The sequence below is a fragment of the Paenibacillus sp. R14(2021) genome (genome assembly GCF_019431355.1).
Taxonomy (GTDB): Bacteria; Bacillota; Bacilli; order Paenibacillales; family Paenibacillaceae; genus Paenibacillus_Z.
Genome location: NZ_CP080269.1, coordinates 676,721 through 697,670, shown reverse-complemented (window position 1 = coordinate 697,670; position 20,950 = coordinate 676,721). Strand labels below are relative to the sequence as shown.

The 20,950-nt window shown below is 47.7% G+C and carries 20 protein-coding genes and 1 pseudogene; 5 read left to right on the top strand and 16 right to left on the bottom strand.

The window, feature by feature from the left end:
• Nucleotide 1: 1 nt before the first annotated feature.
• From KXU80_RS03570 to KXU80_RS03555, 4 genes are all read right to left on the bottom strand, one after another.
• A complete protein-coding gene (locus KXU80_RS03570; RefSeq protein WP_219836919.1) occupies nt 2–499 on the bottom strand; it encodes a DUF2243 domain-containing protein in 498 nt (165 codons plus the stop codon).
• A gap of 169 nt (nt 500–668) precedes the next feature.
• Nucleotides 669–1,289 (bottom strand): spore coat protein, encoded by a 621-nt coding sequence (locus tag KXU80_RS03565; protein ID WP_219836918.1) that lies wholly within the window; start codon nt 1,287–1,289, stop codon nt 669–671.
• A gap of 186 nt (nt 1,290–1,475) precedes the next feature.
• The gene (locus KXU80_RS03560) at nt 1,476–3,236 is read right to left on the bottom strand and encodes a Rieske (2Fe-2S) protein (RefSeq protein WP_219836917.1); all 1,761 of its coding nucleotides are present in this window, start codon (nt 3,234–3,236) and stop codon (nt 1,476–1,478) included.
• Between the two features lie 181 nt (nt 3,237–3,417).
• Nucleotides 3,418–4,305 (bottom strand): LysR family transcriptional regulator, encoded by an 888-nt coding sequence (locus KXU80_RS03555; protein WP_219836916.1) that lies wholly within the window; start codon nt 4,303–4,305, stop codon nt 3,418–3,420.
• 113 nt (nt 4,306–4,418) lie between these two features.
• Here KXU80_RS03555 and KXU80_RS03550 point away from each other — a divergent pair, with 113 nt between their 5' ends.
• Complete coding sequence (locus KXU80_RS03550) at nt 4,419–5,600, top strand: MFS transporter (protein WP_258171228.1); 1,182 nt, start codon at nt 4,419–4,421, stop codon at nt 5,598–5,600.
• 104 nt (nt 5,601–5,704) lie between these two features.
• On the opposite strand, the pseudogene KXU80_RS03545 reads toward KXU80_RS03550, so the two are convergent.
• Nucleotides 5,705–6,357, bottom strand: a pseudogene (locus KXU80_RS03545) (glycosyltransferase).
• 153 nt (nt 6,358–6,510) lie between these two features.
• Here KXU80_RS03545 and KXU80_RS03540 point away from each other — a divergent pair.
• Nucleotides 6,511–6,915, top strand: a complete 405-nt coding sequence (locus KXU80_RS03540) for a CBS domain-containing protein (protein WP_219836915.1) — start codon at nt 6,511–6,513, stop codon at nt 6,913–6,915.
• Between the two features lie 99 nt (nt 6,916–7,014).
• Here KXU80_RS03540 and KXU80_RS03535 read toward each other — a convergent pair whose 3' ends face one another.
• Both KXU80_RS03535 and KXU80_RS03530 read right to left on the bottom strand, forming a co-directional pair.
• A complete protein-coding gene (locus tag KXU80_RS03535) occupies nt 7,015–8,574 on the bottom strand; it encodes an IS1182 family transposase (protein WP_219836914.1) in 1,560 nt (519 codons plus the stop codon).
• Nucleotides 8,575–8,714: 140 nt separating this feature from the next.
• On the bottom strand, nt 8,715–9,644 hold the full coding sequence (locus KXU80_RS03530) for an AraC family transcriptional regulator (protein ID WP_219836913.1): 930 nt from the start codon (nt 9,642–9,644) through the stop codon (nt 8,715–8,717).
• A gap of 156 nt (nt 9,645–9,800) precedes the next feature.
• Here KXU80_RS03530 and KXU80_RS03525 point away from each other — a divergent pair, with 156 nt between their 5' ends.
• Nucleotides 9,801–10,769 carry a quinone oxidoreductase family protein gene (locus KXU80_RS03525; RefSeq protein ID WP_219836912.1) on the top strand — a complete coding sequence of 323 codons (969 nt, stop codon included), beginning with the start codon at nt 9,801–9,803 and terminating at the stop codon, nt 10,767–10,769.
• A 420-nt stretch (nt 10,770–11,189) separates the two neighbouring features.
• Here KXU80_RS03525 and KXU80_RS03520 read toward each other — a convergent pair whose 3' ends face one another.
• From KXU80_RS03520 to KXU80_RS03500, 5 genes are all read right to left on the bottom strand, one after another.
• The gene (locus tag KXU80_RS03520; protein ID WP_219836911.1) at nt 11,190–11,807 is read right to left on the bottom strand and encodes a zinc-dependent alcohol dehydrogenase family protein; all 618 of its coding nucleotides are present in this window, start codon (nt 11,805–11,807) and stop codon (nt 11,190–11,192) included.
• A gap of 105 nt (nt 11,808–11,912) precedes the next feature.
• Nucleotides 11,913–12,230, bottom strand: coding sequence for an alcohol dehydrogenase catalytic domain-containing protein (locus tag KXU80_RS03515; protein ID WP_219836910.1), 318 nt, complete (start codon nt 12,228–12,230; stop codon nt 11,913–11,915).
• A 40-nt stretch (nt 12,231–12,270) separates the two neighbouring features.
• Nucleotides 12,271–12,546, bottom strand: coding sequence for a beta/alpha barrel domain-containing protein (locus KXU80_RS03510; protein WP_308858177.1), 276 nt, complete (start codon nt 12,544–12,546; stop codon nt 12,271–12,273).
• A 195-nt stretch (nt 12,547–12,741) separates the two neighbouring features.
• Nucleotides 12,742–13,197, bottom strand: coding sequence for a GNAT family N-acetyltransferase (locus KXU80_RS03505; RefSeq protein ID WP_258171227.1), 456 nt, complete (start codon nt 13,195–13,197; stop codon nt 12,742–12,744).
• A gap of 222 nt (nt 13,198–13,419) precedes the next feature.
• Nucleotides 13,420–14,037: a TetR/AcrR family transcriptional regulator gene (locus tag KXU80_RS03500; protein ID WP_258171226.1), complete on the bottom strand. Its 618-nt coding sequence runs from the start codon at nt 14,035–14,037 to the stop codon at nt 13,420–13,422.
• A 124-nt stretch (nt 14,038–14,161) separates the two neighbouring features.
• Between KXU80_RS03500 and KXU80_RS03495 the strand changes: the two genes are divergently transcribed.
• Complete coding sequence (locus tag KXU80_RS03495; RefSeq protein WP_258171225.1) at nt 14,162–14,809, top strand: peroxiredoxin-like family protein; 648 nt, start codon at nt 14,162–14,164, stop codon at nt 14,807–14,809.
• A gap of 64 nt (nt 14,810–14,873) precedes the next feature.
• Here the strand turns inward: KXU80_RS03495 and KXU80_RS03490 are convergent, their stop codons facing one another.
• From KXU80_RS03490 to KXU80_RS03475, 4 genes are all read right to left on the bottom strand, one after another.
• Nucleotides 14,874–15,533: a DUF4386 domain-containing protein gene (locus KXU80_RS03490; protein ID WP_219836908.1), complete on the bottom strand. Its 660-nt coding sequence runs from the start codon at nt 15,531–15,533 to the stop codon at nt 14,874–14,876.
• 65 nt (nt 15,534–15,598) lie between these two features.
• On the bottom strand, nt 15,599–17,743 hold the full coding sequence (locus KXU80_RS03485) for a winged helix-turn-helix domain-containing protein (RefSeq protein WP_219836907.1): 2,145 nt from the start codon (nt 17,741–17,743) through the stop codon (nt 15,599–15,601).
• Nucleotides 17,744–17,863: 120 nt separating this feature from the next.
• Complete coding sequence (locus KXU80_RS03480) at nt 17,864–18,844, bottom strand: aldo/keto reductase (RefSeq protein WP_219836906.1); 981 nt, start codon at nt 18,842–18,844, stop codon at nt 17,864–17,866.
• 82 nt (nt 18,845–18,926) lie between these two features.
• The gene (locus tag KXU80_RS03475; RefSeq protein WP_219836905.1) at nt 18,927–19,778 is read right to left on the bottom strand and encodes an aldo/keto reductase; all 852 of its coding nucleotides are present in this window, start codon (nt 19,776–19,778) and stop codon (nt 18,927–18,929) included.
• A gap of 203 nt (nt 19,779–19,981) precedes the next feature.
• On the opposite strand from KXU80_RS03475, the gene KXU80_RS03470 reads away from it, so the two are divergent.
• Nucleotides 19,982–20,899: an AraC family transcriptional regulator gene (locus KXU80_RS03470; protein WP_219836904.1), complete on the top strand. Its 918-nt coding sequence runs from the start codon at nt 19,982–19,984 to the stop codon at nt 20,897–20,899.
• Nucleotides 20,900–20,950 lie beyond the last annotated feature (51 nt).

Genomic DNA, 20,950 nt, shown 5'->3' with positions numbered 1-20,950 from the left:
ATTAGGCTCTTTTTTCAGTTGTTTGGGGTTCTAGGTTGTTGGTTTTGTTGCGGGCTGTAAGAACAAAGCCGATGACAATCAAAAGTACGGCTATGGTGTTCCAAACGACATCATATCTTGTTATATCCACGTTATAACGGATTTGGTGCAGCCTCATGAGTTTGTGCTGAACGATCCCATCGTATAGTTGAAATATACCAGCACCTAGAAATATGCCGCCCCACCAGCGTTTGATCCAGAATGATCGGGTGCGCTTCAGAGCTGCCAACATGAATAATGAGGCGATCGTGGCGAACCAGCTGAACGCGTGAAAAAGTCCATCCGAGACAAGCCCTACTGTTGTTGTCGATTTATCATAGAAGTGATGCCAATGGAGTAACTGATGAAATACGGCCTCATCGATAAAAGAGACCAAGCCAAAACCGAATAATATACCCGACCAAAGATTATTAGAGGCATAGCTTGGTTTTAATTCTTTATTGGCAGAGGTTCTGGCCATCTCGTAATGCTCCTTAGCTCTTATTTATCTTTTAACTTTATTCCCCGCAGAACATCGGTACAAACCTAATCATTCGAAGCGCAAAAAACCAGCCTTGGATCAGATCCAAGGCCGGTTTCGTTGTACGAGACTTCATTCTACTCCTTAATCTCTCATTGAATATTATGCGTCATTGCGTCATGGCAGGATTCATTGGCTGGGATTGGCCCATCCCGCCAGACATGCCCATTGCATTCATATTGGAGGGCTGAAAGGCGGCGAGAGTTGTCTCCGTCGTGATATCCTTCATTGTAGGCACTTGGTAGTGCCCTGCCTGGTTCATATATTGCCAGATCTCATAAGCTTGCTCGGAACAGTTTACGGCTCCTTGCTGCAGGTTAGCCCGAAGCTGCGGATTCGCACATTCGAGTGCACCAATTATTTTCATGGAAGCGGAGGATTTATGAAGGTTCAGTAAAGCAAACGCTGCATCCCGATCGTCAATTCTATTGTCTGGGCTGATTGGCGCTGGATGATTGAGACCGTATACTGGCGACACGTTCTGAGTCCTACCGTAAGAGGATGCTGGAGTGCCGGTCATGCCCTGTGGTTGGCCGGAAAATTGATGCACCATCTGAGCACAGTGATTGTACTCCTGAATAGCAAATTGAAGCTGCTTATCGACAATCTGCGCCAGTAAATGATCCTGGATATGCGGTCGATATAGCCTCATCGTGTTGATATTTGATACGGATGCAGACAGAAGTTCGTGAATTTCCATGGTTTCATGTGCACCTAAGTTGGCAGCCATTGTATATTTCCTCCTCATTTCTATTCGTAACCTGTGTTAGATTACCAAATAACAATTAAAGTTATTCATACAACGAAGGGCAACTTATGCCAAAACCCAGATCTCATCCGCGAAGCTGGCATCGTAACTCCATCGAGCTTGAGAACAGCCGAAGCGCACCTTCGATCGAGCTTGCGTGTGCATTGGCTATTCTTCTTCAAACAACCTTTCCCCTTTATGCAGCCTCCAGGCAATTTTAGCCGTATGCGGGAGCTCGCGCGCGGTTGGCGCGTGTGCTGCCAAATATCGGGTGCATGCAAGCAGCATCGTTTCTTTGGCCTTCTCCGCAAAAGAGCCTGCCGCCGCTTGCCAATGGTTGTATTCGGTCACTGCAGCCTCATACATTTGGAAAGAATGGAATTCCGCATCCTCCCGCAAGAGCGCATGGCCAAGCGTGTTAAGCAGCGCTCCCGGATCACCACCGCCATGAATGTAGTCCATCACCCATTGCGCGGCCGGTCCGACCTGCTGGCGCAGATCGAGCAAATCAAGCAGCTCCTGATGATTAGACGGCGCGGCGGAGCTGGACGGCTTCGGACGCGCCGCTGTCGGCACGTTTAAGAAACGGTCAAGATATACGCTGACGGCTCCGTGAAAAATCGCCCGCTGCAGGAGCGGCTCATCCGATTGCAGCAGCCTTTCGTGTACGGCGTGAGCATAAGTGAACGTATGGAGCACTGCAATCCAATCGCCGAAATCGTTCTGCGTATGAAAACGAACGATTCGTTCCGCGGCGGCTAGAGCAACGATCTGCGCCAATTGCGCTGGTGCCGTTCCCGCGATGAGCAGATCGCGCAGCAGGGAGATGGTCTGCTCCGGCGTATCGCTCAGCAGTTGCTGCAGTAGTTGCTCTTCCCTATCAGCAGACAGCCGCGTATCTGTTGACCCACCTTCGAGCTTCGTCTGCGCCGCATTCTGCTCCAGTTCGTTGACCGCTTGTTTGATCGGCTCTACGAGGTTCAGCGGCGCCTGCCACTGGTGCAGCTCCTCGCTCCGCGTCGGACGAGCCATCATCGGTACGAGTGAAGTTAAAATCTGCTCCTTCTGCGATACCTCCGCCCACTCCAGCGCCTCAAAGGCTTTGCTGTGAAAATCAAACACATGTCCTCCGTCCAAGAAAAAGTGATCTGTTGCGGCGACAAGCATCATTTCCGATAGCCGCTTCGTCTCAATGCCGTTCAAAATGGCGGTGATCAGCACTTTCTCAGCGCCCTGCGTATCCCGCACCTCTATGCAATTGCGATACCACTCGGTCAAACGTTCGAACGGCAAGTCCGCTGTAGGCAGCGCCGACAGCAAGTGGCGGGTTCCTCTGCCCGAGCTGCCTCGAGCGACATGGACAAGACCTTGGTACAACGCAAGTATCTTGCCGTCCTTGTCCAGCTTGTCGACGCTTTGCGCCATCGCGGTAAGAATCGTAAGTCCGGCGTTCCAGCCCGTTCCATATGTCGTGCCAAATTCGATGCCAATCCGGGCGATGTCCTGCTCCGGCACTCCCGCTTCGATTAGTCCGACGACCGCTTTCGCGATGACAATGCCGATATTTTGCTCAAGGCCTTCTTTTAGTTTATGCTTATATTTTGCCGCGCCTTTCGCACTTCTGGAAACCGGATTCACCCACACTTCGCCGCCGTCGACCCGCACTTCATAAGACGGAACATCGTCCGCCCAGGGATCAAGCGTACCGCCGCTGCAGATGTCAAACCGGGCATGATGCCAATGGCACGTCAAAATCCCGTCGCACAGGCTCCCCATATGGAGCGGAAAGCCTAAGTGCGGGCAACGGTTGTCCACCGCGTACACCTGGTCTTCATGATAAAAAACAGCGATACCGCCTCGGATAACCTTTGCGCCTTCTTCTTTAAGCGCTTCCAAATTTCCTGCTGAGAGCCAGTTTAAACGATTCATTAACACAGCCTCCTTCATTTTTTAAGCTGCATTCCAAATAACAACAATCGTATTCCATTCAGAATGGAATGATTATATGCCTGAAAAACCGAAGTATCCTGTTGAAATTGAAAAAATCGAACAATTTTTGTTCCAGTGCTTAATGAAGCGTATATGATTCCGTCCATATTCGATTATCTATTTAAATTGTCTGTTTGGATATCTCCTCAAAATATTCCAAAACGACCTCGCGAAATTCCTGAGCAACCCGCGAAATATAACGGCTCTTGTGCCAAAGTAAAGCGATCTCCCGTACCACTTCGTGAGTCTCTATTTCGAGATATTTGATATCGACCCGATAATTCCTTGCCGTACTTGGTATGAAGGCAATGCCGATTCCAGCTTCCACAAGATAGATAAGCCGTGCAGGTTCATCTCCCTCATACACGTAATTAGGTGTAATGCCAACCGATCTGCATACCGCATCCATCAAATCGCGCGTACCGAAACCGACCTTAACGCCGACAAACCATTCGTCCTTCAGCTCTGCCAAGGATACGCTGGTTCGGTTCGCCAGCCGATGCTCCTTAGGAACCGCTACGAGGATGGGATCGATATACACGACTTGACATCCGATATCATCCTTGTCAATCGGAGGCGAGGACAAACAAAAATCAACCTCTCCTCTTTCAAGAAGCGTAACCATCTCCTGAGTAGACAGCATTTGTACATGAAAATGAATATTGGGCCGCTTATTTCGAAATTTCCGAAGAATGACTGGTAATAGGCTTGCGCTAGTCACCCCTAATTCAAGTGTGCCATGATCGGGGCTGGATAGATCGCTAAGTTCCAGCTTCCCTTGTTCCAATTCGAACAAAGCCCTTTCGGCACGCCGAAGAAATCTTGTTCCGAACTCATTCAATCGCAGCTTCCTGCCTGTTCGATCGAATAGCGGGACCCCAAGATCATCCTCCAAGCGTTGAATCGTTTTGCTTAATGACGATTGCGTAACATGCAGACTTCTTGCAGCTTCGGTCATATGCTCCAAACGAGCTACCGCTATAAAATAGTGCAGTTGAAGAAGTTCCAATTCGCCCACTCCATTCATTCCTTCTAGTGAATGAGATTATAGCATACAATGCGTTGGAATAAATCATTGATTTCAAGTAAGATGACAATAACATTTCATAGAAAGGATTATACATGATGAATCGTAAATTCCTTGTTTACATTGTCGCTTTTGCTGCATTTCTTGGGCCGTTCACGCAAACCATTTACACCCCGGTATTACCAGAGGTTGCCAGTCAACTTCATTCTACATCATTCGTTGTCAACTTGACGATTTCGGTGTTTACCTTATTTCTTGCCATCATGCAGATGATCTATGGCCCGCTCACGGACTCGAAGGGGCGCCGCAAAGTCCTACTTTTCGGGATATCGCTGTATGTTATCGCTTCGGTTGGGTGTTTTTTCTCCGAAACCATAGCGCTTCTGCTGGTCTTCCGAGCGCTGCAAGCGATCGGAATCGCTGCGGGATCCGTCGTTGCCGTTACAGTCATCAGCGATTTGTTTGATGGAAAAGAACGCGGCCAAGCGATGGGAACCTTTCAAATGTTGGTTTCGTTAGGCCCTGTGCTCGGGCCGGTCATCGGCGGCTTCCTTAGCGGGTTGTTCAATTTTCACTCCGTGTTTCTCGCTCTTGCAGCAACGGGTATGGTTGTGCTGGTTTTTAACTACCTCTATTTGAAGGAAACGAAGCCTGACAGCGTCCCAGCAGGTCGCTTTCAACTGCGGGATTTTGCAGCGATTCTTCAGAATCGGATCGGATCGTCCATTATTTATCTTGGATTTATTCAGTATTACGTGTTTTACAATTTTCTTGTCTTTCTGCCGAACATCTTAACCGATCGTTACGGCTTGTCAGCCGAGCAAAAGGGACTGGTATTTCTGCCGATGTCGCTTGGCATCGTGGTCGGCAGTTACTTTGGCGGGAAAATCCAAGCACGTATAGATGGAGAAAAGCTGCTCGTTCTGATGACTTATCTAAATGCAATTTCGGTGTTGTTTTTCCTCATCTTCTACTCAGTTTCATTACCTTGGCTGCTGGCTGGAATTATCTTCTTCGGGTTATTCCTCGGGCTCTCGCTCCCGGTGCAGACGACGATATTGACCGGCGCTTTCACGCATAACCGTGCGACCGCCGTCGGAGCGTATAACTTTTTCCGTTATATGGGAATGGCCGTCAGCCCGATCGTTGGCAGCCTATTCTACCATATCGGCGGCTATGTCCTGGTGTATGGTTTTATTATGTTCGTATTTCTGGCTTTTGCCTTGCTGCTGTCGCGGCGTCTCCTTGGTACACAAGCAAAAAAATTCGCCCCTTAAAAATAGTCGACAAGAACGTTATCACAAAACACAAAAAGCCGCGATTTACGCGGACTTTGTGTTAACGTTCTTGTCACCCTCAGTTGGATCGCTATCACCCACGCTTAAAATTTTTCAGGGAACTGTTTAATAATGCCTTCAGTCAGTATGTCCGCTACATGAATCATGTGCATCTCGTTATTGTCGGTAGCTGCAATATCCGCTTTCCAATCCCCCTTCAAATAATCCAGAACGATTTCTGTCATCAACTGAAGGTGTGTGTACAGCATATCCTGCAGTTCTTTAAACGGCCAGTTCGGATTCGCTGTGCTTAAAAATGTGGCTATGTCGTCTGCGTTGCTGCGCCAATCCGCTTCTAATTTTTCCACATCATTTTGTCTGTTCGCTTTGGCAGCCATGACAATTTTGCCTGCGATCATAATATGTTCCCTAAGAAGTTCAGCCAATTTATAGCCTGCGGCTTCTCCATAATAAGGTTTGATTAGATTGCCTATGTCCTGTTGGTTCCTCAAAAGCCGGTCCAATACGTCCTGCTGATCTTTAAGATTAGACAGTGCACTGACAATATGCTTCTCGTCCATATGGTATGGTCAATCCATGCCTTTTGCATATCAACTTTCAATTGCACCATTTTGGGGCTTAGATTATTCGACCCTAACTCCTTAACCATTTTCGCTTGTGCGGATGCACCTTCTGGCGTGGTGTTAATTACGAGCGCATAGGTTAACAATAATGTCAGCAACCATTTGATTTTCACATTATCTGCTCCTCTTTACATTTGGATTAATGCTAGCTGTATTATTATTGAATAAATTTCCTGCTTTATACGAAGCAGACTTTCATGACCCAGTCACTTCCACATGCACCCCAAGGCGAAATATGTTTTAATATACCAAAGGAGTGTGATTCAGTGGACATCAAATCGTTTTTATATCCCAAGAACGAGGTCTCTTACCTTCAGACATCCTCCAACATGAAAGAAGCCTTAGACAAATTGGAGGCGAGCCACTATTCAGCCATCCCGATACTGGACGACAATGGCTTATATTTCGGAACGCTATCCGAGGGAGATTTGTTGTGGAAGCTGAAAGCCACGCCAGCCCTCAGCTTCGATAATATGCATGAGGTTTCCGTCGTCTCCATTAAAAAAAGGATGAAAATCGAATGTGTCGCGATCGGAGCCGATTTGGACGATATGTTGGCGCTGGCTGCAGATCAGAACTTCGTTCCAGTCGTAGACGACGATCGCGTCTTCCTCGGTATTATTCGGCGCAAAGACATCATTGCGTACTATACGCGAAATATAGTGGATTAGTTGAAAAGGGGCTGTCCCAAAAGGGGAGCGCTTCGCTGAAGAGATAGCTCGCTTTGATGCGAAAAGATGATCAAAACAAAAAATGGCGGGCAGGAGAACTTACTCCTGCACCGCCATTTTTCTATTTTGGTCTATTGTCGATTTCTTAAGCAAATTGTGGGCAAGCGAAAGCCACCCGACCTCTAGGCTTACCTTCGGCAAGCCGCGAAGCAGAAAACGCCGGAATCCCCGGTTGTTCTTCACTTGTCCAAACACACTTTCAGGTTCAGTCATTCGTCGAACCGAGAGAGCATATCCTTCTTCGCTTCTGAGCTTCTCACGTACCTGCCCTTTATACTTCAGGTATGACAGACTCACCCGGATTTCTCGATCCCCTTGTGCTTTCGTGCACGATTGCTTCAGTGGACAGCCTTCGCAACTTGTACTCCGATAGTGGCGATACTTGATCTCATATCCACTCTCGGTTGTTTCTTTACTTTCGCGCCGGAAGAATAATTTCTGTCCTGCCGCACAGATCCAGGTGTCTTCTTTTTCGTCATATTGCCAGTTGTCGATTTTACTGATGTCTTGCTGCCATCGTTTGGATTTCTCGATGTGATAAGTGCCGTATTTGACGATTGCCTCGACCTGCTCTCCTTCCAGATAGGCGTAGTTTTCTTCTCCGCCATACCCCGCATCTGCGATTACGGTTCCGGGTAGCTTACCTAGTTGTGCCTTGACCTTCTCCAAGTGGGGCTTGAGACAGCGGGTATCGGTAGGGCGTTGATGGAGACTGTATCCGATAATGAACTGATTTTCCGTCCCGATCTGCACGTTATAGCCGGGTTTAAGCTGCCCATTGCGCATGTGATCTTCTTTCATTCTCATAAATGTCGCATCATTGTCGGTTTTACTGAAGCTGTTTCGTTCCCCGAGAATTTCTTGCTGAATTTCATACTTTTGCAGGCGGGGGAGCAGATCTTTGCGGAGTGCGGATACTGCCTTCTTCAAAGGTTTATTCTTGGGCTCTTCCTGGAGCTGCATCTCCAGTTGCTTTACGGCCTGTTCTAATTTTTCGCTGGTAACGGTGGCTGTTTCGCCAAGTTCAAGCAGATCCTGCCCGCCGTGTTCCCGGTCTTCTTGCTTTTCGGCTGCTTCAATGGTGGCGAATAATTGCTGTACTTTTTCCTGTAGCTTCATCTTTTGCTTCACAACCGCCTTGCCCCAGACGAAGGTATACCGGTTGGCATTGGCTTCGATCTTGGTGCCGTCGACGAAGTAATGCTCCAGTTTCACGTAGTTCTCCTCTGTAAGAAACTGAAGAATAGTTGTAAATACACTTTCTAAAACCGTCTTCATCCGCTCGGAGCGAAACCGATTGAGGGTGCGGAAATCCGGTCGTTGTCTGCCCGCGATCCACATGAACATGACATTTTCGCGTATTGCTTTAGCGATTTGGCGGGATGAGTAAATTCGTTGCGTGTAGGCATAAATGATAACTTTGGTGAGCATTTTGGGGTGGTAGCTATCTCGGCCGCCACCCGGATAAGCGTCTGCAAAGATGCTGTCCGGAAGTCGATTAACAGCCGCATTGACGACTCGAACGAGGTGATTTTCGGGGATGTCTTCCTCCAAGTTCATTGGCAGACAAAGTTGGTCCATGGTATATTGAATGTACAAAGAAACCTCTCCTTTCGGTATGTGGTTGGGTGGTACCTCCATTTTACCAAAGAGTGGTTTCTTTTTGTTTTCCAAAAGCAAAAAACGAGGCTGTCCCTAGGTCATAAAGTGACCTTTTAGGACAGCCCCTTTTCCCAGTGTTAAACTTCATTGGTCCCCTTCTCCGCCTTTTGGTAAATGGCTCGAACATCCTTTAAAGGCGAAAGTCCGAATAGACGTTTATATTCCCTTATAAATTGTGTGGAACTTTCATAACCTACCTGTGATGCCGTTCTCGTAACATCAATCGCACCTCCCATAAGCATTCTTCGTGCTTCTTGAAGTCTAATCCGTTTTTGGTATTGAAGTGGTGTCATCGTCGTTACCGCTTTAAATTTGTGATGCAAGCTGGAAATACTCATGTTTCCTAAATCAGCTAATTGACTGATCATAAACGAACTATCGAAATTATCTTTAATCCAATTAATGACATTGGTTATTCCAGAAGCCTCTTGATGCAAAAGCATTTTACTATAAAAAACATCGCCATCTTCTCCAGTTAAAAGGCGAAAAATAAGTTCACGCTTCACTGTGGGAGCAAGAAAATCGATCGCTTGAGAGTCAAAGGAAAGCTGAAGAAGCCTTTCAAATACCCCCAGCACTTGAATATTTGTTTTTCCAATGAATGCACCAGTGCTTAAGCTATTATAAGCATTGATTTTACTATGTGTCTCCAAAGCTACTGAAGATACTTCTTCAGAGGTAAGAGCAATTTGCAACGCAACATAGGGTGTTTCTTTTGTCGCTTTTAGAACCTGACCTTTGATTGGCATGTGGATACTTGAAGCAAGATAATCCCCGGCTCCGTATTCAATTGTATCTCGCCCGACCTGTAATACTTTATTCCCTTGAATGACTACGCAAAAAGAAGGCCCAAGAACCCCATGCTCGATGGGTATAGATTTGTTTGCCTTAAGTATCGAAAGAAACGGAATTTCTGTTTGATAAGTTCCATCATAAAAAGAAAATTGTGAAGTAAGCGTCAATATACGACTCAGATAATTTTGAGTCTCAGCAGTCATGTTCTCCATTACTTCACCTTCCTATTCATCAATATTTTATCTTGTCCCTTTTTCGTAGTCTTAGGCAATATTAAAGCACAATCGGACTATTTTTGCATCTTCACTTCAGCAATAATAAAGAAGTCAGTTCGCGGACAAACTTAAACTCTGAAGGAGGAAATCAACATGAAAGCTATGGTAATCACACAATACGGAGGTCCTGACGTATTCTCGGAAACTGAAATGCCAGATCCTCATCCAGGGCCGGGGCAGGTCAGCATAGATGTAACTCACTCTGCTGTCGGATTAATTGATTCATTCATTCGCCGTGGCACGATTCCTATTTTTGAGCCTCCATTTGTACCCGGTTTGGAGGTTGCCGGTACTATCCGTGAATTGGGTGAAGGTGTCACCGAATTTCGGATCGGTGAGCCTGTCGTTACACTCTCTTTGATGAGTTTAGGGGGGTACGCTACAGTTACAGTTGCTAATGCCGCTCTTACCATATCTCTCGATGGATTCAAGGTTGACCCGGCGCTTGCTGTGTCGGCGCTCCCGAATGCTGCGGCTGCTTATTTGGCCCTAACAAAAGTGGCACACATTCAAGAAGGTGAGAATGTATTAATCCATGGCGCTATTGGAGGACTGGCATCTGCGTTTCCTGCAATTGCGCGCTCACTTGGAGCATCCCGCATTGTTGGAACGGTCAGAACAGCCTCCAAACTTGAAGCTGCACGTGAATTAGACTATGACGATGTTATCCTGGCTGAAGATTTTCCATCAGCGATCGCAAATGAAAAGTTTAATATCGTCGTCGATCCGGTAGGCGGAGATATGCTTACTTCGAGCTTAGACTTAATGGCTCCACTCGGTCGTGCTTTGCTTGTAGGCAATGCAAGCGAGCAACCAGTGAATATTTTGAGTAATACATTATGGTTTAATAATATAGGGGTCCAGGGATTTAATGTAGGTGGCTACTTGCTTGGAAATCCATCTGCTGGCCGTCCTGCCGCAAAGGCTGTTCTCCGATTACTTGAAGAAGGAAAGCTGGATATTCCTTTGACCATTCTTCCCCTTCAAAATGCATCTGAGGCGCATCGACGGATGGATGCCAAAGAAATAACAGGCAGAATCGTCCTTCGAAATGAATTTTAAGAATTTCTGAACATGATCAAGCATAGAAAAGGCAGCCGTAAGCGTCTGCAAAGATGCTGTCCGGAAGTCGATTAACAGCCGCATTGACGACTCGAACGAGGTGATTTTCGGGGATGTCTTCCTCCAAGTTCATAGGCAGACAAAGTTGGTCCATGGTATATTGAATGTACAAAGAAACCTCTCCTTTCGGTATGTGGTTGGGTGGTACCTCCATTTTACCAAAGAGTGGTTTCTTTTTGTTTTACAAAAACAAAAACGAGGCTGTCCCTAGGTCATAAAGTGACCTTTTGGGACAGCCCCTTTATATTATAGCGAAGTAAGCGCATGCAGCTCCCTCTAGAGATCGCCTTCATGAGCGACTAAAGTTATTAGTCATCTCGCGGGACCCGGGACCCGTCACAAATCGAATCTTATGAGAATTTAATGGATGTTAATGACGATCTTGCCAAAGTCAGGTCCATTGAGCTGCTGCATATCGGCTGATTTTGCATCCTCGAACGCGAAGCGCTGGCTGATAATGGGATGAATATCCATTCGTTCGATTAAAGCAATCATTTCTTCGAACAATTGGCGCGAACCGACGCGCACGCCACGGACGGTGATTGCTCCGAAAATGACAGGGATCGGATCTATTCTCCCAACGGGAGGAACAATTCCGACCAAGTGGACCATACCCTCGATCCGAGTAGCGAGAATCGACTGCTCCAGCGTAGTCGAACCTACTGTTTCCACGACATGATCGACCCCGATATTTCCAGTCAATTCGCGGACCGCTGTATTCCAATCCGGGTTGCTTCGATAATTAATAACATGGTCGGCCCCGGCTTCAATAGCCCGAGCGAGCTTTGCGTCGTTGGAGGAAGTAATAATCGTCCTCGCTCCGAGCGCTTTTGCAAACTGGAGCGCAAAGAGGGCAACCCCTCCGGTGCCGAGAATCAAAACCGTCTGGGAGGGACGAACGTCCCGAACGGCATTCCAAGCTGTAACGGCCGCACAAGGAAGCGCTGCGCCTTCCTCGTAAGACAAGTTACTCGGCAATCGGACCAGACCTTCTTGGTTAAACACGCGATATTCGGACAAATTCCCATCGAGTCCATGACCAAGTGACGTGCTGGAATTAAACGCATTCGCAGTAATGGGACCTTAGAGCCAATCCTGCGCGATTGCACCGGCAACGCGGTCGCCAATTATGAAGCGATCCACCTGAGAACCTACGGCAACGACCTCCCCTGCTCCATCCGAAAGCGGCACCGTTGGGCGCGGTAATTGGATCCCCTTGTCACCTGCAATATAGAACGTGTCCTTGTAGTTCAACGAGGCCGCATGAAGCTTGACAAGAACTTCGTAAGACGCAACTTCAGGTATTTCTTCCGTGTTCAATTGAAGTCCATCCAAGTTAGGAGCCGTTAATCGGTATACACGCATGTCGCGTCTTTCTTGAGTTGTTATCGTAGTTGTCATTATGCTCACATCCTCCGATTCTGTTCGTCTCGTAAACCGGTTATGTCAGCTTTGCAAATACATCTCCCGATACTGGTGTAATATCATCCAGTCGGCCCTCGCGAACCTTATTGGCCCAGGCAGGATCGGCTAACAATGAACGTCCGACTGCAATTAGATCGAATTCCTCCCGCTTGACTTGCTCGTTCAAGGCATCGCGCCGTGCGTAGGGGTTACCTTCATTCGCGGAGCCAAAAATGTCCGCTTCAAGACCAACCGAACCAACGGAAATGGTTGGTTTGCCTGTCACTTTCTTCACCCATCCCGCCAAATTCAATTCGGATCCTTCGAATTCAGGTACCCAGAATCGGCGAGTCGAGCAGTGAAAAGCAGAACAAGTGGGGCTATTATTAGAACGAAATTTATAATAGAACCATGCAGATCGCTTGAACGGATTCAAAAAACCTTCGTCTTCGATTTGATTTCATGCAAAAAAGCCGTGATATTCACGGCTCGTGTTTACAACTTGTGATTAAATAACTTTGATTAACGAGTATGCGATCTTTTCATAACCCATCTTTGTTTCATAGAACCTATGGGCATCGATATTGGAAATCCCCGATCCCAAAGCCACAATTCCACAACCCTTTTCCTTCGCGTAATGATGGATATGCGCAAGTAGTTCCTTACCATACCCATGAGATCGTTCTGAAGATTTGGTAACTAAGTCATAAACGAATACATGTTTCCCAAAATAAAAATTCGTGAGTATGCTTATTCCGGCTAATGCAACTAGTTGGTCATTTTGATATAATGCAAACATTTTATACCCTTCTTCCCTCATAGTACGAAGAAAATCTAGATATGTACGTTCGCTTAGCTGGGTTCGTAATTCATTCATTATTGGAAAGCCTTCAAGCCATTCTTGTTCTTCCACTAATTCTTTAATCATTTTACGTTCCTCCGTATCATGCCGCTGTTTGTCCATGTAAGGCTAGCTTCCCCCTTTGGTTACTTTAGTTCTGGGGCAGCCTCCCTCCACTCGATAATATAACGACGAACTCGTTCATCCTGTGATAGGATTAAAAAATTTTCATTTACATCATGAAAGCTTCATCGGACGAGTCTGATAACGAAAAAAGCCCGCAGATTGCGCGGACTTCATTCGAACAATATTATTGCTGCATAAAATGGTCCCACCTGTGGTGAGTCAGACGATAAATGAGCCGATATGCGCAAGCATGGCGTCCAGTCCTGCTTCAAGTGAGCTTGTTTCCTTGCGCACTTTGGTCAGAAGAAGACCGCCTTGAAGGGCAGCCAGTAATGCCAGAGCAAGAGAATCCGGATCCGCGCAGCCGCTTAGTTTGCCGCGTTCTTGCATGGAACGGAGTCCGCGTCTGATAGCGAGTTCCCATTGCATAAAACCAACTGCAAGCTCTGAACGAGCGGATGCATCCGAATCTGACAGTTCATTAGCCAGCGATCCAATTGGACATCCGCCTTGACATTGCCGCTGAATTTGAAGCTGAATAATGGCGTCACGCCAGGCTTGAAGTGCCTCCATGCTGTCCAGATCGCTCAGCATTGGCTCTTGAGCATGCAAAATGGCCTCGGTTTGATAACCAATTACAGCCAAAACGAGTTCTCGTTTTTCCTTGAAATAATGATAAAGCTGCGATGAACTGACCTTCGCTTCCAGTCTAACATCCTCCACGCTTGTCCCGGCCACCCCACGCTCAAACATCAGCTTGGCGGCAGCAGTAACGATACGTCCGCGCGTTTCCTTTCCCTTTCTCGTAAGCCGCTGTTCTTGATCTTGAATTTCCACTAAGTTATCCATGACAGTATTATATACAAAATGGATTTGACAATCCAGAATTTTAGCGATAATATGTTTCTCATCAACAAAATGGATTGATTAATCCAATTTTAAGTTTGAGGAGTGCATACACATGTTGTCCATGAAAGCCGAATTGGAACAATCGAAGGCAGGATTTATCACAACCGCACCGGAGGAAATGCAAGAAGCTTTTTTTCGTCACATGAAAGAGCAGCTAGAATCGGGCATCGTTTTCGGTTTGAAAGAAGGCGCTAAAGCTCCAGATTTCACGCTGGCAAATCCGCTTGGGGAGCAAGTGAGCCTCTATGACGAGCTAGCGAAAGGTCCTGTCGTTCTAACCTTCTATCGTGGCAGCTGGTGTCCGTTCTGTAATATCCAACTTAGGGCTTATCAACAATTGCTGCCGGATATAGAGAAGCTTGGCGGCCAATTAATCGCGGTCTCGCCGCAAAGCCCTGACAACTCGCTGTCCCAAAAGGAGAAGGAAGAGCTAGCCTTCCAAGTCATAAGCGATCCAAACGGCCAAGTAGCCGACAGCTACAACGTCCTCTATGAGGTACCCGATTATCTTAAACCCGTTTTTACCAACAATTTCGGGCTTGATCTTACTGCGTTCAATGCGACCGTTCGTTGGATTCTACCGGTTCCAGCGACGTATATTATCGATCAGCAAGGCTCTATCCGCTTCGCGCATGTCAACCCCGACTTTATGGAGCGCCTGGAGCCTGGGGAAATCATCAATCAACTGAAGAAACTATAAGTCGCTTAAAAACCGGCTGCGCGCACGCAGCCGGTTCTCTCCACAGCCTTATCCGTATCATGAATCAGGATTCCTCCGTTCGTAGATGAAATCCCTTAACCATCAGCCAAATGGGTAGAACGATTTCGAAAATCGCTCCTGGAATATAGAGAACGGGTCCGATATCTTGGCCGATGATCGTCAGACAACTGCTTGCCAACAATGCCGCATAGCCGATGAAACCGATGACGGACAAGAAGCGTGGAACCAACCTCGATCGATAGAGGATATAACAAAACAACAAGCTGCCCAAGCTCAGCACGATCATGGCCATTTCAAAGCATTTAAAATGAGCTTCTACCACTAAATTTCCTATCGTTTGAAAGTAAGTTCCACTCGAAGCTCCTGCGCCAATGTAACTTTTGCTCAGACCAATGAGTACAAGCGGACCGATTAAACTTAGGATGAGCAGCGCCGATTCGATGATTCGTGAACCGAAGTACCCCAGCGCAAACGCATCGTTGTACTTCTTTAAAATGGGATACAGAAGCATGGCAATCCCCACAACCGCCAAGGCGTTTATCAACTCCAAAAACAATCCAGCCATCACGTTTGTTCGGTCCGGATACAAACCTGCGAGAACATCCGGTCGATGCAGAATAGGATCCAGCAGCCCGTTTCCTATCATGTATGCACCTGTCGCCACTAGAAACAATGCTCCAGTCACTCTTGCAATCTTTTTCATGTTTATCTCCTCTTGGCTAATTTATATGCAGTATAGCTTGAAGAGGATTGGAGTCTGTAGACACTTTAGTGTGGTCTACGGGTGTTCCCGAACAAATTCAGCTCACTGGCACGGGCAATCGCTTCCGTGCGTCTATGCACTTGAAGTTTTTCGAAAATCCTGCGGTTGTGCCCTTTGACCGTGTCTAAGGCCAAAAAGAGTTTCTCTCCGATTTCCCGGTTCGAGAGTCCCTTGGCTATAAGCTCGAGCACTTCGATTTCCCGTTGGCTGAGCGGCTCAAATAGGTTGCCCTTATTTCCGTGTTCCAGGACCTTGCACATACGTTCCAGACCAAGCTCGGCTTCACGGAGAGTCGGCAGCGGCATGTCTCCGGCCAGCAGCAGTGCCTCTTGGTAACTTTTTACCGCCAAATCAGGCCGATTTTCCGCTTCCTGTAGTTGACCTAGTCCGATATTGGCCACTACAGCCATCAGCTTATGACCCATCGTTTGACTATTCGTTATAACTTCGTTAAAGGCCTCATGAGCTCCTGAACGGTCTCCCCGCCTCTGGCAGGCGACGCCCAGCATCCAAGCGGCTGCCGTCCGAACAGGGAGATTATCTGGGCGCAGATACTCGAGCGCACGACGTGACTGTTCAATAACGGTTTCTATCTCGTGTTTTGCCCCGATCCCAGCATCCCTTCCATGAGCAATTACTTCGACAAGTCCATCGGTCTTGTCTTCGGACTCCGAGTTCTGCATGAACGTTTCGGCTGCCTGTAAATTCCGATCGGGACGATCAGGGTTTCCAGCCATCATAAGCAATGCCAATGTAGCCCGAGTTGCGGCAATCAGCCCGGTCAGGTCTCTGATAGCGGCGTCCTGCTCCACGCCTTCTAGGGCAGCTTCTGCAGCTCGCAGCTTGTGCTCGACGCGAGTCGGTTTGCCCGCAATCAGCAGTGCTGAACCATAGATCACCCACAATGCGGGTCTGGCGTCTAGTTCCGCGGCAGGCAACGACTCCAACCAGTTCAGCGAAAGGCCTGCAGCCCCGCGAAGATGAAGCGGCGCCCCTTCGCCTTCTAGCAGACGTCCAGCGCGCTCGATGTCTTGGGATTCCACGGCATGATGAAACGCTTCGATCTCGAAGCCGTTGTCTTCATACCAGACACTTGCTCGTTCATGCAATTTCGCGATATTGCTCCCGTCGAGACTTTCCTGCAGCCGTCTGCGGAGTAAATCGGCAAACAAATGGTGATAACGATACCAACATCGTTCATGATCCAAGGGAACGACGAACAAGTTCTTGCGATCAAGGTCGATTAAGAATTCCATACCGGATACCGCGGGATCAAGCATTACGTCATCGCAAAGAGATCCGCATAGACGGTCCAAGATCGAGGTCCGCAGCAAAAAGGTCTGTACGGCTTCCGGTTGCCGTTGCAGGACTTCCTCTACCAGATAATCCAGCACGAAATGATGGCTGCCGGTGAAAGACTGAATGAGCTGATCGGCGCCATAATCTCCTTGTATGGAGAGCGCAGCCAATTGCAGACCTGCAACCCAGCCTTCGGTGCGTGATTCCAAGGCGGCTATATGATCCATGCTTAGGTTAAGTCCCATTGCCTGGTTTAGAAAAACTTCGGCTTCGGAGAGCGTAAATTTCATGTCGGCAACGCGCAATTCAGTCAATTGGTCCCGAGCCCGCAATCGGGCGAGCGGAATTCGCGGAGTTTCGCAGGTTATCATGACAAGGTGCATATGCGTGGGGAGATGGTCAAGCAGGAAGGACACGGCATCGTCGATCGATTCCGAATTTACCGCGTCATAGTCGTCAAGAACGAGTATGAAAGGAGCCGGAATGACTGCGATTTCATTAAGAAGAGCCGTCAGGATTGACTCGATCGGCGGTAGTTGAGGAGATTGAAGCACAGCAAGAACGCCTTCCCCTATATTCTCCGCAAGCATTCGTAGAGAGGAGATTATACAGGTTAAAAAGCGCGTAAGCTCGTTGTCCCCTTTGTCGAGCGACAGCCATGCAGCCGGCCGGCCGCATTCCGCGAGCCATTCACAAATTAAAGTCGTTTTGCCATAGCCCGCGGGTGCCGATATAAGAGTCAATTTGCGGTGAAAACCATCGCTCAGCCTTTCGGTCAACCGCCGGCGGAGAACCGCTTTCGGCCGAGGCGCGGGAATATATAACTTGGTTACCATAATGGACGTATACATAATTTCATACTACCACCGCTGGTTTCTACTATCAATGATATAACTCTATTAGAAAAAGCATCCGAATATTTTTGATTGAAGCATCGAGGAAACACTTACTTCAAATGTGCAGAAGGATGTTTAGAGCGCGCCTACTACGGCATGGGGCACATACGGCTCCTCTAACGATGCAATCTCATCCGGGGTTAGCTTGACCTCCAGCGCGGTGACCGCGCTCTCGAGATGTGATTCCTTCGTGGCGCCGATGATCGGTGCGGTAACAGGTGCCTTCTGCAGCATCCAGGCAAGCGCGACTTGCGCACGGGAGACACCGCGCTGCTCTGCAATCAACGCAACCTGCTCCACGATCGCACGATCCGCCTCCGCAAATGCATCGTATTTCAACTTCTGTACCTTATCCGTTTCAGAACGGTGCGTTGTCTCTGTCCAATCACGCGTCAAGCGGCCAGAGGCAAGCGGGCTATATGGAATAACGCCGACTCCTTCCGCCTTGCAGAGCTGCATCATTTCGCGCTCCTCTTCCCGATAGATAAGGTTATAATGATTTTGCATCGACACAAACCGCGTCCATCCGTGGCGTTCAGCAACATACAGCGCCTTTTGGAACTGCCAGGCGAACATAGCGGAAGCGCCAATATATCTAGCCTTTCCCGCTCGCACGACATCATGAAGCGCCTCCATCGTTTCTTCGATTGGCGTATGATAATCCCAGCGGTGAATTTGATACAAATCCACATAGTCGGTCCCAAGTCGCTTCAAGCTCTTATCTATTTCGCTCATAATCGCCTTGCGGGAAAGCCCTGCTCCGTTTGGACCTTCGTGCATACGGAAATGCACCTTTGTCGCGATGACAATTTCATCTCGATTCGCGTAATCCTTCAGAGCGCGTCCAACATATTCCTCGCTTGTTCCAGCCGAATATACGTTTGCCGTATCGAAGAAATTGATCCCAAGATCGAGTGCCTTCTTAATCACCTGACGACTTTGCTCCTCATTTTGTACCCACGGGTGAGTCCAGAGCGCAGCATCGCCAAAGCCCATACATCCAAGACAAAGCCGTGATACGTCCAATCCGGTATTTCCAAGTTTTACGTAGTTCATTTAGCAATACCCCTTTGCCATTAATTTAACATACCGCTTGCTAATGGTTATAACCTATCTGCCTCATTCGTCTCTTAGAACATTAGATATCAAGTTTACGTGTTCCGAGCCATTTCACCATTTCAGGATCGCGATGTGAAAAGAACAAGCTCTGCTTCGTATCTAATGCAGCTATCGACTTCAAGTCCTCTTGATTCAATTCAAAATCAAAGATGTTGAAGTTTTCAATTATTCGATCTTTACGAACAGACTTTGGAATCACGACGACTTGTCTTTGCGTCAACCAACGCAAGACCACCTGAGCAACGGATTTATGAACCCTTTCAGCTATAGATACCAATACCTCATTCTGGAACAAGTTATTTTTTCCTTCAGCGAAAGGCGCCCAGGATTCGATCTGCACGTTATTCTCTTTCATGAATGCTGCATTTTCGATCTGTTGATTATAGGGATGCGTTTCAACCTGGTTCACGGCAGGAACAACTTCATGATGGAGAATCAGATCAATGAGTCGATCCTCGTGAAAATTACTGACGCCGATTGCACGGATCTTCCCTTCACGATACAACTCTTCCATCGCGCGCCAAGAGCCGAACAGATCTCCATAGGGCTGATGAATTAAGTACAAATCCAAATAGTCCAACTGCAATCTTGTCAGCGATTTTTCAAAAGCTTGTTTGGTGCGCTCATAACCCGTATCTTGCACCCAAAGTTTCGTGGTGATGAATAATTCCTCTCTTGCCACGCCACTTCGTTTGATCGCTTTGCCAACTGCTTCTTCATTTAGATAAGAGGCAGCAGTATCAATCAGTCGATAGCCCGCCGTAATCGCGTCACAGACGCTTTGTTCACACTCATTATGATCCCTAATCTGAAAAACGCCATAACCAAGCAATGGCATCTCGACACCATTGTTCAAAATCACTTTTTGCATCTAACATCCTCCAACTTAGTGATTTGATCTTCTTCTCATCTCATCCGGCCAATCAAAGCCTCTTTATTATGCAGCAATGGAACAGGCGGCCGTTATCCCTATCGTTGCAAATCATTGCCTAATCCTCTCGCTGCCACTTACGTATGAACATAAGTTGCCTTATAATAGAACGATCAAAGAAGAACGGAGACGGAGGGAGTCAAATGACTAGTCCAACTGAACAACAGCGGATTGAACTCGCCGCTCTCATCGAGAAACATTCTGGTCGGGACGGGGTTTTCGAAACCGCGATTCCTTCATTATATTTTATTCGCCGCTCTAACGAAACCGAGCCTGTCCATAGCGTGTACAAACCTGCCTTCTGCTTTATTGCCCAAGGCTCTAAAGAGATTATGCTGGCACAAGAACGATTCGAATACGGTCCTGCAGACAATTTAATTACATCTATGAATTTGCCGGTAGTCGGTCAGATCATCCAAGCTTCCTTCGATGAGCCGTATTTGAGTTTGAGATTAGAGATGTCGGAGCATCAAATTTTAGCGGTATTGAAAGACGCCGACATTCAATTCGCTCGGCAAGAAAACATGGCCCTTGCGATTTTCGTCGGCCAAACCGAGTCCGCGCTCCTAGATGCGCTACTGCGATTGGTCCGATTGGTGGAACAGCCGCAAAACATTGCGTACCTGGCTCCCATTTACACGAAGGAAATCTTATATTTACTGCTGCAAGGGCAGTTTGGCGCGGCGCTGGCCCAAATCGCAATAGAAGGAAGCAGTACCTATCGCATTAGGGACGCAATCGAATTCATTATGGCCAACTTCGATAAGTCGATGCGAATCGAAGAGCTTGCAGAGACTGCAAGCATGAGTATTTCCTCGTTCCACCGGCACTTTAAAGAAGTGACCGCGATGAGTCCCATCCAATTTCAAAAACGGCTGCGCCTGCAGGAAGCGCGGCATCTCTTATTATCCGAGTCCGCGGATGCAGCTGACGTGGCTTTCAGGATCGGCTATGAAAGCGCATCGCAGTTCAGCCGCGAATATTCCCGGATGTTCGGGTTTCCGCCAAGAGAAGACATCAACCGCTTACGGGCAAAATTCGAGCAAAGCGTTCGGGCGTAACCCGCAGAGGATGCTTCTCATCAAACAAACAGCGTACGACGGTGCCGGCTT